The 13,585-nt window shown below is 71.2% G+C and carries 11 protein-coding genes and 1 other RNA gene; 3 read left to right on the top strand and 9 right to left on the bottom strand.

The window, feature by feature from the left end:
• Positions 1–58 precede the first annotated feature (58 nt).
• Positions 59–2,311 carry an alpha-xylosidase gene (yicI, locus tag ABTX60_RS17480; RefSeq protein ID WP_352097912.1) on the top strand — a complete coding sequence of 751 codons (2,253 nt, stop codon included), beginning with the start codon at positions 59–61 and terminating at the stop codon, positions 2,309–2,311.
• A 71-nt stretch (positions 2,312–2,382) separates the two neighbouring features.
• On the opposite strand, the gene ssrA is transcribed toward yicI, so the two are convergent.
• From ssrA to ftsE, 5 genes are all read right to left on the bottom strand, one after another.
• Positions 2,383–2,771, bottom strand: a transfer-messenger RNA (tmRNA) gene (gene ssrA / locus ABTX60_RS17475).
• Positions 2,772–2,870: 99 nt separating this feature from the next.
• Positions 2,871–3,353 (bottom strand): SsrA-binding protein SmpB, encoded by a 483-nt coding sequence (gene smpB, locus ABTX60_RS17470; protein ID WP_351644763.1) that lies wholly within the window; start codon positions 3,351–3,353, stop codon positions 2,871–2,873.
• 46 nt (positions 3,354–3,399) lie between these two features.
• Positions 3,400–4,578: a S41 family peptidase gene (locus ABTX60_RS17465; protein WP_352097911.1), complete on the bottom strand. Its 1,179-nt coding sequence runs from the start codon at positions 4,576–4,578 to the stop codon at positions 3,400–3,402.
• A gap of 68 nt (positions 4,579–4,646) precedes the next feature.
• A complete protein-coding gene (gene ftsX, locus ABTX60_RS17460) occupies positions 4,647–5,564 on the bottom strand; it encodes a permease-like cell division protein FtsX (protein ID WP_352097910.1) in 918 nt (305 codons plus the stop codon).
• A 40-nt stretch (positions 5,565–5,604) separates the two neighbouring features.
• Positions 5,605–6,294 carry a cell division ATP-binding protein FtsE gene (ftsE, locus tag ABTX60_RS17455; protein WP_003990615.1) on the bottom strand — a complete coding sequence of 230 codons (690 nt, stop codon included), beginning with the start codon at positions 6,292–6,294 and terminating at the stop codon, positions 5,605–5,607.
• A gap of 256 nt (positions 6,295–6,550) precedes the next feature.
• Between ftsE and ABTX60_RS17450 the strand changes: the two genes are divergently transcribed.
• Positions 6,551–6,742, top strand: coding sequence for a hypothetical protein (locus ABTX60_RS17450; RefSeq protein WP_352097909.1), 192 nt, complete (start codon positions 6,551–6,553; stop codon positions 6,740–6,742).
• Between the two features lie 96 nt (positions 6,743–6,838).
• On the opposite strand, the gene ABTX60_RS17445 is transcribed toward ABTX60_RS17450, so the two are convergent.
• From ABTX60_RS17445 to ABTX60_RS17430, 4 genes are all read right to left on the bottom strand, one after another.
• A complete protein-coding gene (locus ABTX60_RS17445; protein ID WP_352097908.1) occupies positions 6,839–7,498 on the bottom strand; it encodes a hypothetical protein in 660 nt (219 codons plus the stop codon).
• 289 nt (positions 7,499–7,787) lie between these two features.
• Positions 7,788–8,891 carry a peptide chain release factor 2 gene (prfB, locus tag ABTX60_RS17440; protein ID WP_031108357.1) on the bottom strand — a complete coding sequence of 368 codons (1,104 nt, stop codon included), beginning with the start codon at positions 8,889–8,891 and terminating at the stop codon, positions 7,788–7,790.
• A gap of 58 nt (positions 8,892–8,949) precedes the next feature.
• Positions 8,950–10,197 (bottom strand): serine/threonine-protein kinase, encoded by a 1,248-nt coding sequence (locus tag ABTX60_RS17435; RefSeq protein ID WP_352097907.1) that lies wholly within the window; start codon positions 10,195–10,197, stop codon positions 8,950–8,952.
• A gap of 122 nt (positions 10,198–10,319) precedes the next feature.
• Positions 10,320–12,011 (bottom strand): serine/threonine-protein kinase, encoded by a 1,692-nt coding sequence (locus ABTX60_RS17430; protein ID WP_352097906.1) that lies wholly within the window; start codon positions 12,009–12,011, stop codon positions 10,320–10,322.
• A 363-nt stretch (positions 12,012–12,374) separates the two neighbouring features.
• Between ABTX60_RS17430 and ABTX60_RS17425 the strand changes: the two genes are divergently transcribed.
• The coding region (locus ABTX60_RS17425) for an FHA domain-containing protein (protein WP_352097905.1) at positions 12,375–13,585 on the top strand (1,211 nt) is incomplete at its 3' end.

The following is a 13,585-nucleotide window of genomic DNA, read 5'->3' as shown; positions in this document are numbered from 1 at the left end:
GGCATACGTTCGATCGTCGAAGCGCTTCGACACCATGCGCCGGGAGTAAGGACCCCACATGAAGTTCACCGACGGCTACTGGCTCCTGCGCGAGGGCGTGACCGCGTCGCACCCGGCCCAGGTCCTCGACGTCACCGCATCGGACGGCGCACTGGAGATCCACGCGCCGACCCGGCCCATCCGCTCCCGCGGCGACCTGATGACCGGCCCGGTGTTCACCGTCAGGGTGCACTCCCCCATGCCCGGTGTCATCGGGATGACCCTGACGCACTTCACCGGCGGGGAGCCCCGCGGCCCCGAGTTCGAGCTCACGGCGTCGGACGCCGCCGCGGAGATCTCGTACGACGACGAGCACGCGACCCTGACCTCCGGCGACCTGTCGGTCCGGCTGGCCCGCGGCGGCCCCTGGGACGTCGAGTTCCTCGCGCACGGCCGTACCCTCACCCGCAGCGGCCACAAGAACGCCGGCATCATGCGGGACGCCTCCGGCGCGCACCACCTGCGCGAGCAGCTGGTCCTGACGGTCGGCACGTCCGTCTACGGCCTCGGTGAGCGCTTCGGCCCGCTGGTGAAGAACGGGCAGGTCGTCGACATCTGGCAGGCCGACGGCGGCACGTGCAGCGAACAGGCCTACAAGAACGTGCCGTTCTACCTCACGGACGCCGGCTACGGCGTCTTCGTCGACCACCCGGGCCAGGTGTCCTTCGAGGTCGCCTCGGAGGTGGTCTCCCGGGTGCAGTTCAGCGCGCGGACCCAGGAGCTGACGTACTACGTCATCCACGGCCCCACGCCGAAGGACATCCTGCGCAGGTACACGGCCCTGACCGGCCGCCCGGCCCTGCCGCCCGCCTGGTCGTTCGGCCTGTGGCTGTCGACGTCCTTCACCACCTCGTACGACGAGGAGACGGTGACGTCCTTCATCGAGGGCATGCGGGAGCGCGAACTGCCGCTGTCGGTGTTCCACTTCGACTGCTTCTGGATGCGGGAGTTCCACTGGTGCGACTTCCGGTGGGACCCGCGGGTCTTCCCCGACCCGGAGGGCATGCTGGCCCGGCTGAAAGCCCGTGACCTGCGCGTCTCCGTCTGGATCAACCCCTACATCGCCCAGCGCTCCCCGCTGTTCGACGAGGGCAAGGCCCTCGGGCACCTGCTGAGGCGACCGGACGGCAGCGTCTGGCAGTGGGACATGTGGCAGCCCGGCATGGCTCTGGTCGACTTCACCTCACCGGCCGCCCGCGACTGGTACGCCGCCAAGCTGGAGGCGCTGCTCGCCCAGGGCGTCGACTGCTTCAAGACCGACTTCGGCGAGCGGGTGCCCCTCGACGTGGTCTGGTCCGACGGCTCGGACCCGGAGCGGATGCACAACTACTACACGTACCTGTACAACCGCACGGTCTTCGAGGTGCTGCGCAAGCACCGCGGTGAGCGGGACGCCGTGGTCTTCGCCCGCTCGGCGACGGCGGGCAGCCAGCAGTTCCCCGTGCACTGGGGCGGCGACAACGAGGCGACGTACGAGTCGATGGCGGAGTCGCTGCGCGGCGGGCTGTCCCTCGGCCTGTCGGGCTTCGGCTTCTGGAGCCATGACATCGGCGGCTTCGAGGGCACCCCCACGCCGGCCCTGTTCAAGCGCTGGCTGGCCTTCGGACTGCTCTCCTCGCACAGCCGGCTGCACGGCAGCAGGTCCTACCGGGTCCCCTGGCAGTTCGACGAGGAGTCGGTCGACGTGGCCCGCCACTTCACCCGGCTGAAGCTCCGCCTCATGCCCTACCTGTACGAGACGGCCCGCACGGCCCACACCGAGGGTCTGCCCGTGATGCGGGCCATGGTGCTGGAGTTCCCGGACGACCCGGGGTGCGCCCACCTGGAGCGGCAGTACATGCTCGGTCCGGACCTGCTGGTCGCCCCGGTGTTCAGCGACGAGGGCGACGTCACGTACTACGTCCCCGAGGGCACCTGGACGCACCTGCTGACCGGCGAGCCGGTGACCGGCCCGCGCTGGGTGCGCGAGCGGCACGGCTTCCTGAGCGCGCCGCTGCTGGTCCGGCCCGGCGCGGTGATCCCGCTCGGGTCACGGGACGACCGCCCGGACTACGACCACGCCGACGGGGTGACCCTGCGGGCGTACGGACTGCGGCCCGGCGACGAGGTGACCGTGCCGGTCGGGGACGTGACCTTCACGGTCGTCCGCGAGGGGAACACCCTGCGGGCGACCTGCGCCACCCCGGCAGCCGCCTGGAACCTGGCCACGGGCACCCGCGAGGCCCGGGCCGAGCCCGGCACGGGCTCCCTCACCCTGGAACTCGACCGGTGATCACGAGCTGGACGACCCCATGACAAAGGCCCCGCCGCTCTGGAGCGGCGGGGCCTTCGCCCACATGGGATGAGTGGAGATGGCGGGAATCGAACCCGCGTCCAACGGTGCAGAATCAGGGCTTCTCCGTGTGCAGTTCGCTGTGATTTTCTCGGCCCCGGCGATCACGCGAACAAGTCGCCGACGGGCCCAGTCACTGTTTGATTTCCCATCGAACCCCGTGACCGGGCTCGATGGTTTAGTTCCCTAGATTATGCCAGGATCCGGGCCGGGAACACTCCCGGGCTGACACCCTTTTAGGGTCCTTCAGTCACTGCTTATCAGGCAGCGAGGGCGAAGGACTGGGAATCGCGCTTGGTGTTGGCGATTATTTTTTGCGACATATGGTTTACGAGATCATTGCCGCTTCCTCGACACGCTTCCCCTGCTTCGACAGCCGCTGTCGAAACCGATCATCCCCATGTTGTGTTGACAATCCCCTCCGGAGAGGGGCGCGCACCCGCCATGGGGTGCAGTCACCATCGTACGTGACCAACGCAGGTCGGTGCCAGCGTATTCCCTACGCCCCGCGCTGCCTCCGCTTCACCGCCGCGATCGCGCGGTCGGTCTCCCGGCGGTCCTGCTTCTCCCGGAGCGCCTGACGCTTGTCGTACTCCTTCTTGCCCTTCGCCAGCGCGATCTCGACCTTGGCCCGGCCGTCCTTGAAGTACAGCGCGAGCGGCACGATGGTGTGACCCGTGTCCCCCGACTTCGACTCCAGCTTGTCGATCTCGGAGCGGTGCAGCAGCAGCTTGCGCTTGCGCCGCGCGCTGTGGTTGGTCCAGGTGCCCTGGCTGTACTCCGGCACGTGCACGTTGTGCAGCCACGCCTCACCGTCGGTCAGCTGCACGAAGCCGTCGACCAGCGACGCCCGTCCCTGGCGCAGGGACTTCACCTCGGTCCCGGTGAGGACCAGGCCGGCCTCGTAGGTGTCGATGACGAGGTAGTCGTGCCGCGCCTTCTTGTTCTGCGCGATCAGCTTGCGCCCTTTTTCCTTAGCCATAGTGCCGACCATTTTCGCACTACGGAGGGGCCCTGCGGAAAGTCGATTACGAGGAGCTCGCGAGGCCGCGCAGTACGGTCCCGGCCCGCTGGAGGGCGTCCTCGCCGGTCTCCAGGTCGGGCGTGATGCCCCGGCCGTCGACCCCGCGGCCGGAGGGGGTGCGGTAGTGCCCGACGGTCAGCTCCGCGACGGAGCCGTCGGGCAGCCGGCTCGGCATCTGGACCGAGCCCTTGCCGAAGGTGCGGGAGCCCACGACGAGGGCCCGTCCGCGGTCCTGTACGGCGCCGGTGAGCAGCTCGGCCGCGCTCATCGTCCCGCCGTCGACGAGCGCGACCAGCGGTCTCGTGGTGTCACCGCCGGACTCGGCGTGCAGGGCGCGCTGCTCGCCGTCGACGTCGTAGGTGGCGACCAGGCCGCCGTCGAGGAAGGCGGATGCGGCGGTGACGGCCTCGGTGACCAGGCCGCCGGAGTTGCCGCGCAGGTCGAGGACGATCCCGGCGCGGGGCGGGGTCCGGCGGACGGCTTCACGGACCTGGCGGCCGGAGCCCTTGGTGAAGGTGTCGACCTTGATGACGGTCACGCGGCGCGCGAGCTCCCGGACGGTGACCGAGTCCGTGGACAGCTGGGCCCGGCGCACGGTTTCGGTCCACGCGCGGCCGTCGCGCTCCAGGCCGAGACGGACGGTGGTGCCCGCGGGGGCGTCGGTGGCGTCGCCGCGCAGTAAGGAGACGACCTCGGTGACGGGCCGGCCGTCGGTCTTCTCTCCGTCGACGCTGCGCAGGAGGTCTCCACGGCGGATCCCGGCGGTGGCGGCGGGCGACCCGGCGCGCACCTTCGTCACCTCGATACGGCCGTCCCGTTCACTGCGGGCCCACAGGCCGACGCCGGTGTACTGGCCGTCGAGGGACTCCTCGAACTCCTCGTACTCGCCTCGGGAGTAGACGGCGCCCCAGCGGTCCCCGCTGCGGCTGACGGCGCGCTTCGCGGCCTGGACCGGGGACGTGCCGTCGGCCATGGCCTCCTCGGCGGCCCGGGTGACATCCGCGTGGCGTGCGGCCGAACCCGTCGAACGGACCTCGTCCGGCGCGGACTTCCCCTGGCCCTGGGGCAGCGCCCCGGTGGCCGCACCGGCGACGAGCACGCTCGTGAACACCAACGTCAGGGCGGCCCCGCGACGGATGCGACGGATACGACGGGGCTGACAGAACGGGTCACGACCTGACATGCCGGTGAGTCTAGGACAAGCGGAAGGGCCGTACGGCCGGTTGACCGTACGGCCCCTCGCGGCATGCGTCACACCTTCAAGTACTTGCGCAGCGCGAAGAACGCGGCCAACGCGGGCATCAGGAGACTCGTCGCGAGGATGAGCGGCAGGTACTTCAACACCGCGCCCCATCCGATGAAGTTGATCAGAGTCAGCTGGTCGGCCAGGGCGAGTCCGTGGTCGATGAGGAAGTACCGGGCGAGCACCAGGAAGCCGCACGCGAGGGTGCCGCCGATGAGTCCGGCGACCGCGGCCTCCATGATGAACGGCGCCTGGATGTAGAAGCCGGAGGCGCCGACCAGCCGCATGATGCCGGTCTCACGCCGGCGACTGAACGCCGAGACGCGCACGGTGTTGACGATCAGCATCAGCGCGACGACCAGCATCAGGGCCATCACCGCGCGGGCGGCCCAGTTCATGCCGTTCAGCAGCTTGAAGAGGTTGTCCAGAATGCCCTTTTGGTCCTGCACGGACTGCACACCGTCCCGGCCGTTGAAGGCGGTGGCGATGACCTGGTACTTCTCCGGGTCCTTCAGCTTGATGCGGTACGACTCCTGCATCTGGTCCGGCGTGAGGGAGCTGGCGAGCGGGGAGTCGCCGAACTGCTCCTTGTAGTGCTTGTACGCCTGGTCCTGCGACTCGTACGTGACCGCCTGGACGACGTCCATCTTGTCGAGGTCGGCCTTGATCTGCTTCTTCTGGTCGTCGGTCACCGCGCCCTTGGCGCAGTTCGGGTCCGACTCGGCGTCGCTCTTGTTGCAGAGGAAGATCGAGACGTTGACCTTGTCGTACCAGTAGCCCTTCATGGTGTTGACCTGGTCGCTCATCAGGAGCGACCCGCCGAACAGGGCGAGCGACAGGGCGACGGAGACGACGACGGCGAAGGTCATCGTCAGGTTGCGGCGGAGACCGACACCGATCTCCGACAGGACGAACTGGGCGCGCATGGCGACTGGTTATGCCTTTCCGTGGATCTCGGGTGCGGTATCAGTGCTGGTAGCCGTAGACACCGCGGGCCTGGTCGCGGACGAGGCGGCCCTTCTCCAGTTCGATGACGCGCTTGCGCATCTGGTCCACGATGTTCTGGTCGTGGGTGGCCATCACCACGGTCGTGCCCGTCCGGTTGATGCGGTCGAGCAGCTTCATGATGCCGACGGACGTCTGCGGGTCGAGGTTGCCGGTGGGCTCGTCGGCGATGAGCAGCTTGGGGCGGTTGACGAAGGCCCGCGCGATGGCGACGCGCTGCTGCTCACCACCGGACAGCTCGCCGGGCATCCGGTCCTCCTTGCCGCCGAGCCCGACGAGGTCGAGCACCTGCGGCACGGACTTGCGGATCTCGCCGCGCGACTTGCCGATGACCTCCTGCGCGAAGGCGACGTTCTCGCCGACCGTCTTGTTCGGCAGCAGGCGGAAGTCCTGGAACACCGTCCCCAGCTGGCGCCGCATCTGCGGGACCTTCCAGTTGGAGAGGCGGGCGAGGTCCTTGCCCAGAACGTGCACCTGACCGTGGCTGCACCGCTCCTCGCGGAGGATCAGCCGCAGGAAGGTGGACTTTCCGGAGCCGGAGGACCCCACGAGGAAGACGAACTCGCCTTTCTCGACCTCGAGGGACACATCCCTGAGGGCGGGGCGGGTCTGCTTGGGGTAGACCTTGGAGACGTTGTCGAATCGGATCACGGATGCACCACGGGTCGCCGGGGGTAGATGAGCGTGACCATACGCGAACCGGGTGGGGCACCGCAGTCACCGACCGTGATTGCGCCATGGATGTGCCGTTTTGTGCCGAGCACCGAGGGGCGCGGACGGACTGTGCGTACCACCACAGAAAACGCGCGGCCGCGCGACGGCCGACGGAACCTGGCAAAGTGGAGGGGGAACATTCCCACCGCCACGGACGTTGAACACGTGGAACCGGCGCAAGGAGGGCAAGCGCATGACGTACGACCGGCTGGTGTGCGCGAACTGCGCGTCCCCCGTGAACGAGGGCCGTTGCCCCGTGTGCCGCGCGAACCGCGAGCGGCTGCAACAGGAGAACTTCCTGGCGGGCCTGAATCCGATGGCCCTGATCGCCCTGCTGATGGTGCTGATCGCCGCGGTGGCCCTGCTGGCGCACCAGACCGCGTGACGGCGTAACCCCCAGGACACGGCCGAGGGCCCGGAGCGTTCGCTCCGGGCCCTCGGTGTTGCGCTGGGCGCGCGGTCCGTTCGGACGCGGCTGCCGTCAGGCGGCAGCGCCGCCGCGGCCGCTCACGAGGCGGGGCAGCAGACGGAAGCCGACACCGCCGGCGATCATCGTGGCGGCGCCGATCACCAGGAAGGTGGTCTGCGCGGCACCCGTCTCGGCGAGCTCCTGGCCGTTGCCCTGGGCCTGGGCCTGAGAGGCCGGGGTGGAGTCCGACCCGATGTCGGTGAGGGAGGAGGAGCCCTCCTCCTGCGGCGAGGTGCCGCCGTCGGGGTCGGCGTTGTTGCCGCCGCCGTTGCCGCCACCATTGCCGTTGCCGTTGCCGTTGCCGCCACCGGTGCCGTTCCCGTTGCCCGGGTCGCTCGGGGCGTCCGTCGGGTCCTCGGTCGGCTCCGTCGGCTCGTCGGTGGGCTCGGTCGGCTCGTCGGTGGGCTCCTCGGTCGTCGGCGGGTCCGTCGGGAGGTCCGTCGGCGGGTCCGTCGGGAGGTCCGTCGGCGGGTCCGTCGGGAGCTCGGTCGGCGGGTCGGTCGGGGCGTCGTCGCCGGTGCTCACGCCGACACCGACACTGGTGTCACCGAGGCCGACACTCACGCCCAGGTCGAGAGCGGATGCCGCACCGGCGGCGGTCAGCGAGGCACCGGCGGCGATCACGGCACCGGCGGCTATCCGCGCGACACGAATCCGCGTCTTCTTCGTCATGTGGTTGCTACCCCCAGTAGCTCATCGTCATTAGGCAGCGCTCGGGGCTGTGCTCGACGGGGACAACTGCGGGTAAAGACGCCCCGGTTCACATGCGCCCCAGAGACACGCATGCCGCGCTTTACCCTTCCCACTTTTCAAGAACACGTCAAGGCCGTTTACGGCTGCCATGTCCAACTACGGGGGCTATGCCGGAAGTCTGAGGGCGTGAGTGTGATGTAAAACCCGGACATGGGGTACGCAAAAGGCAACTGCCGCCCTGATGACGGCAGTTGCCTTGTCGACAAACTTACTTCTCCTGCTGCTTGCGCCAGCGAATTCCGGCCTCGATGAAGCCGTCGATCTCACCGTTGAAGACGGCCTCGGGGTTGCCGACCTCGAACTCGGTGCGCAGGTCCTTCACCATCTGGTACGGGTGCAGGACGTAGGAACGCATCTGGTTGCCCCAGGAACTGCCGCCGTCCTTGAGGGCGTCCATCTTGGCCCGCTCCTCCTGGCGCTGCCGCTCCAGCAGCTTCGCCTGGAGAACGTTCATGGCGGTCGCCTTGTTCTGGATCTGCGACCGCTCGTTCTGACAGGAGACGACGATGCCGGTGGGGAGGTGGGTCAGCCGCACCGCGGAGTCGGTGGTGTTGACGCCCTGCCCGCCGGGGCCCGAGGAGCGGTACACGTCCACGCGCAGTTCGGACTCGTCGATCTCGATGTGGTCGGTCTGCTCCACCACGGGCAGGATCTCCACGCCCGCGAAGGAGGTCTGCCGCCGGCCCTGGTTGTCGAACGGCGAGATCCGCACGAGCCGGTGGGTGCCCTGCTCGACGGAGAGCGTGCCGTAGGCGTAGGGCGCCTGGACGGCGAAGGTGGTCGACTTGATGCCGGCCTCCTCCGCGTACGACGTCTCGTAGATCTCGGTCTTGTAGCCGCGCTGCTCGGCCCAGCGCAGGTACATGCGCTGGAGCTTCTCGGCGAAGTCGGCGGCGTCGACGCCACCCGCCTCGGCGCGGATGTTCACCAGTGCCTCACGGGAGTCGTACTCACCGGAGAGGAGGGTGCGGACCTCCATCTCGTCCAGCGCCTTCTTCACGGCCGTGAGCTCGGACTCGGCCTCGGCGCGGGTGTCCGGGTCGTCCTCCTCCTCGGCCATCTCGAAGAGGACGCCCAGGTCGTCGATGCGACCGCGCAGGGCTTCGGCCTTGCGCACCTCGGCCTGGAGGTGGGACAGCTTGCTGGTGATCTTCTGCGCCTCATCGGGGTTGTCCCAGAGGGACGGCGCGGCCGCCTGCTCCTCGAGCACGGCGATGTCTGCCCTCATCTTGTCGAGGTCCAGAACGGCCTCGATCGACTCCATGGTCGAGGAGAGGGACTTGAGCTCTTCGGATACGTCGACGACTGCCACGCCCTCCAGCGTAACGGCTCCGCCCGGCGGCCATCGCCGGGCGGCCGGAGCAGGCGGCTCAGGGGGTCTGCGGGGCGGAGTTCTGCGTGTCCTGGGGAGGTGCGCTCCCGTCGTCGTCCGACGTGGTCAGCCAGGCTCCGACGCCGATCGCCGCCGCGAGGGCGACCGCGCCCGCTCCCAGGGCCACCCGGCGGCGCCGGGTGGCGGCGCGGTTGCGGGCCGAGCCGGGGCGGGGGGCGCCCGCGGTGCGGGGGGCCCGGGCCGTGCCGTGGGCACCGCCGGCCAGCTCGTCGGGGGCGGGGACGCGCATCGAGGTGTGGGTGTCCCGGTTGGAGTCGGCGGGCTTCGCGCCCGGCACCAGGGGAACCGCGCCCCGCCGCCTGACCCGCTCCCCGGTCGGCGCCGGTCCGGCGGGCCGGTCCTCGCGGTCGGAGTCCTCCGCGGACTCGTTGTCCGGCTCGTCGACCTCCAGCGGGGGCATGCCCGCCAGCATCGGCAGCAGCTCCCGCAGTCTGACCCCGAGCTCCGAGGCCCGCAGCCGCGAGGCCGGGGCCTTGGCCAGGCACTGCACCAGCAGCTGCCACAGCTCGTCCGGGATGCCGGGCAGCGGGACGACGGTCTCCGTGACGTGCCGGCGCAGGACCGCGCCCGGGTGTCCGCCGCCGAAGGGGGTGAAGCCCGCCAGCAGCTCGTAGAGGACCGTGGCGAGCGCGTAGATGTCGACGGACGCGCGCGGGGGCAGGCCCTCGACGATCTCCGGGGCGAGGTAGTCCGGGGTGCCGATGATCTTCGTGGCCTTGGTGCGGCGCGGGGTGTCGATGAGCTTGGCCACGCCGAAGTCGGTCAGCAGCGCGCGGTGCGAGCCACCGGGGCCCAGCGGGCCCTGCATGTCCAGGAGGACGTTCTCCGGCTTGACGTCCCGGTGCACCACGCCCGCGGCGTGCGCGGCCGCCAGTCCGTCGGCGATGTCGGCCGCGATGGCGACAGCCGCCTCGGGGGCCATGCGCCGGTCCCGGTCCAGGCGGGTGCGCAGGTCCGTGCCGCGGACGAGGTCCATGACGAGCGCCAGGTCGTTGCCGTCGACGACCAGGTCCCGCACCGACACCACGTGCGGGTGGTCCAGGCCGAGCAGGGCCGTGCGTTCCTGGACGAAGCGTCCGACGAGCTCCTGGTCGGACGCGAGGTCCTCACGCAGCAACTTGATGGCGACGGGTCCTTCGGGGCCCTCGCCCAGCCACACCGTGCCGGCGCTGCCCCGCCCGAGGATCTGGTGGGCGGTGTACCGGCTGCCGATCTTCCGTGCCAAGGCTGCTCCTACCGACGCGTGTTGTCGTTAAAACTACGCGCACGGGAGGCCAACCTTCACCGGGGAGGCGGAAATCACCCGCCGGGTGTCGACAAATCACCAACCCCGCAGGGCGGTTCCGGTCACTTCGTGCCGGAACCGCTCCCGAGCTTCTCGAACCAGCCGGTCACGGCGTTGAACCAGTCGGTGAGCTGGTCCCAGTAGCCCTTGCCCGTGCCGATCCACTCCTGCAGCGGGCTCAGTTCCCAGACCAGCCAGCCCGCGACGAACAGGATGACGATCGTGAAGAGGCAGCCCTTCAGACAGCCGAGACCCGGGATCCGCATCGGGTTGGCGCTGCGCTGCCGCGGCTGCCGGGGCTCGCGCTGGGGCCGCTGCGGCTGCTGGGGCTGGGCCGGGGGTGCGGGCGGGGCGTAGCGCTGCGGCGGCTGGGGCCGCTGCGGCTGCGGGGCGTACTGCTGGGGCTGCTGCTGTTGCGGGTGGCCGTAGCCGGGCCCGGGCGGGGGCGCCTGGCGGCGCGGGGGCTGCTGCGGCCGGGCCACCTGGCGCTGGGGGCGGCGGCGCAGCGGGTCCTCGTTCGGGTCGAGGTACTGGACCTGCGTCTGCTCGTTGCGGTCGCGGGCCGCCCGCAGCTGGTTCTGCCAGGGGTGCGGGTCCTCGGGGCCGCCCTGCTGGTTCTGCCCGCCGGGGTGGCCGGGCGAGCCCGGCGGGACCGGCGGCATGACGGCGGTCGGGTCGGCCGCCCCCCGGTGGGGCATGACGGCGGTGGGGTCGGCGGCGCCGGCCGGGCCGCCGGTGTGCGGCATGACGCTGGTCGCGGCGTTCGGGTCGTAGGCGCCGGCGCCCTGGGGGAGGACCTGGGTGGGGTCGGCCGCGCCGGACGCGTCCGGCACCGGCGCGGGGGCCGGGTCGGGCACGAGGAGCATGCCGACGCCCTCGGCGGCGGCGATCTGAGCGGAGTTCGCGTGCACCCCGATGCCCTCGGCGACGACGCGCAGGCCGCGGGCGAGGTTCTCGGCGCTGGGGCGCTCGTCCGGGTTCTTGCGCAGACAGCGCTCGATGACCGTCCACAGCGGGTCGGGGACCGTGGAGGGGCGGCGCGGCTCGGCGCTCAGGTGCTGGTGCAGCACTTCCAGGGCGGAGCCGCCCGCGAAGGGCGGGCGGCCGGTGACCAGCTCGTACAGCAGGATGCCGGCGCCGTAGATGTCGACGGCGGAGGTCTGCGGGCGGCCCTCGGCGGACTCGGGCGCGACGTACGCGGGCGTGCCGACGAACTCCTGGGTGCGGGTCAGACCCGGGGAGTCGGCCAGCCGGGCGATGCCGAAGTCGGTCAGCAGCGGGTGCATCCGCCCGTCGTACTGCTGGAGCAGGACGTTGGCCGGCTTGAGGTCGCGGTGGACGACGCCGTCGGCGTGGCTGGCGGCGAGGGCGTCGGCGATCTGGGCGGTGAGCAGGGCGGCGGCGACCGGGGTGAACGGCCCGTTCTCGCGCAGGTACCGATGCAGGTCGGGGCCCTCGACGAGGTCCATGACGAGCGCCAGCAGCTCGCCCTCGACGACCAGGTCACGGACCCGGACGATGTTCGGGTGGGTCAGCCGCAGCAGGACGGACCGCTCGCGCAGGAACCGCATGACGATGTCCGGGTCGCCGGCCAGCTCCTCCTTGAGGACCTTGATCGCGACGGTCTCGCCGGGCTGCCCCGGCACGGCCGCCTCGGCGCCCGCGGTCTCGCGCTGGCGGGCTCGCCAGACGGTGCCCGTGGCGCCGCGTCCGAGCGGCTCCTCGAGCAGGTACTTGCTGCCTACCGGCCGCACGTCATGCGCTCCCTGGTGCTTGCCTTGCCTGCTGGCCTGTCCGACCCACTGTAGTGCCGGGGGGCCGAGGACCGGAGTGTCGTCTTTCTGTGGGTCTTACGTAGCGGCCCTCACACTCGTTCGAAGGAGAGACGCTCACCTCGGTCTCGTGGTTGCCGGCGAGGAACGTGAGTGATCTCAAGCGGTCGCCTGTGGGTCATCTCTCAGGCACTTTTGCGGGCAGAGCCGACCATTCAAGATCACCTTTTCCGGAGCGAGGGGCGCACTGTCAGTGGCAGGTGCGAGGATGCTGCCAGTTACTGGCCGACGTGCCGGGGCGGGGTGGGGGACTCCGCGCCCGGGCAGAAGGGACCGCTGACGGCGATGCAGATCCGGCTGACCGTCGTAGATCCGCTGGGCCCGTCGGCGCCGGCGCGGGATCGCGCCCCGCGCACCGACGTGCTGGTCACGGCACCCGCCGGTACGGCGCTCGCCGCGGTGGCGTCGGCGCTCGCCCAGGCGGTCTCCGGCGGTGACGGCTCGGGCACGCCCGTGCTGTACGCCGGGGAGCAGCGGCTGGACGCCCAGCGCTGCACGCTCGGCGAGCCGCCGCTGACCGACGGTGCCGTGTTGTCCGTCGGCGCGCCGGGCGAGCCGGAGCCGCACCCGGAGCTGGCGGACGCCCCGGCCCAGCTGCAGGTCGTGGCCGGTCCGGACGCCGGTGGTGTGCACCTCCTGCACGGCGGCGAGATCCGCATCGGCCGCTCCGCGGACGCGGACGTACCGCTCGACGACCCGGACGTCTCCCGGCTGCACTGCGCGGTGACGGTGAGCGCGGACGGCCGCGTCGCGGTCGCCGACCTGGACTCCACGAACGGCACGACGGTGAGCGGCGCGCGGGTGGGCGGCCGCGCGGTCCCCTTCGTGCCGGGTGCGCTGCTGCGGATCGGCGAGTCGGCCCTGCGGCTGGCTCCCGCCGGGGGGCCGGGGGCCGGGGTGGAGACGACTCCCGACGGGGAGGGGCACGTGCGCGTGGCCGGGCCCGTGGAGCCATCCGCCCCTGGCGAGGCGACTCCGGGAACGGCCGGGCTCATGGGCTCCACGCACCACGCCCACGGCTCGGCGGCCTGGGGCACGCCGGCTGCTTCCGTGCGCGGCTCCGCGGATCCGGCCGTGGTGCCGGGGCAGGGCGGGGCGCCGCGGATCGAGGGCGGGGGTGCGGGCTCAGGACCGGAAGCGGTGCGGATAGAAGGCGGGGGCCCCGGGTCGGAAGCGCCGCAGGAGCGGAGTCACGGCCGCGGGGCCCGCGCTGCGGACAGCGGGGGCGAAGCGGGCTCGGGGGGCCATCGAAGCGAGGTGCCGCACCGGGGTGCCGACGACGAAGCACGGCCGGCACGCCGGAGCGAGATGCCGCCTCCCGGCTCCGCGGGCACCACTCACACCGGCGGACACCGCAACGAGGCCCCGCCCACGGGCGCCCACAGCGAAGCACGGCCGGGACGCCGGAGCGAGATGCCGCCTCCCGGCTCCGCGGGCACCACTCACACCGGCGGACACCGCAACGAGGCCCCGCCCACGGGCGCCCACAGCGAAGC

The organism is Streptomyces sp. NPDC126510 (assembly GCF_040302345.1).
Taxonomy (GTDB): Bacteria; Actinomycetota; Actinomycetes; order Streptomycetales; family Streptomycetaceae; genus Streptomyces.
Note: the sequence above shows the minus strand (reverse complement) of the source record. Positions and strands in the feature narration are given on the sequence as shown.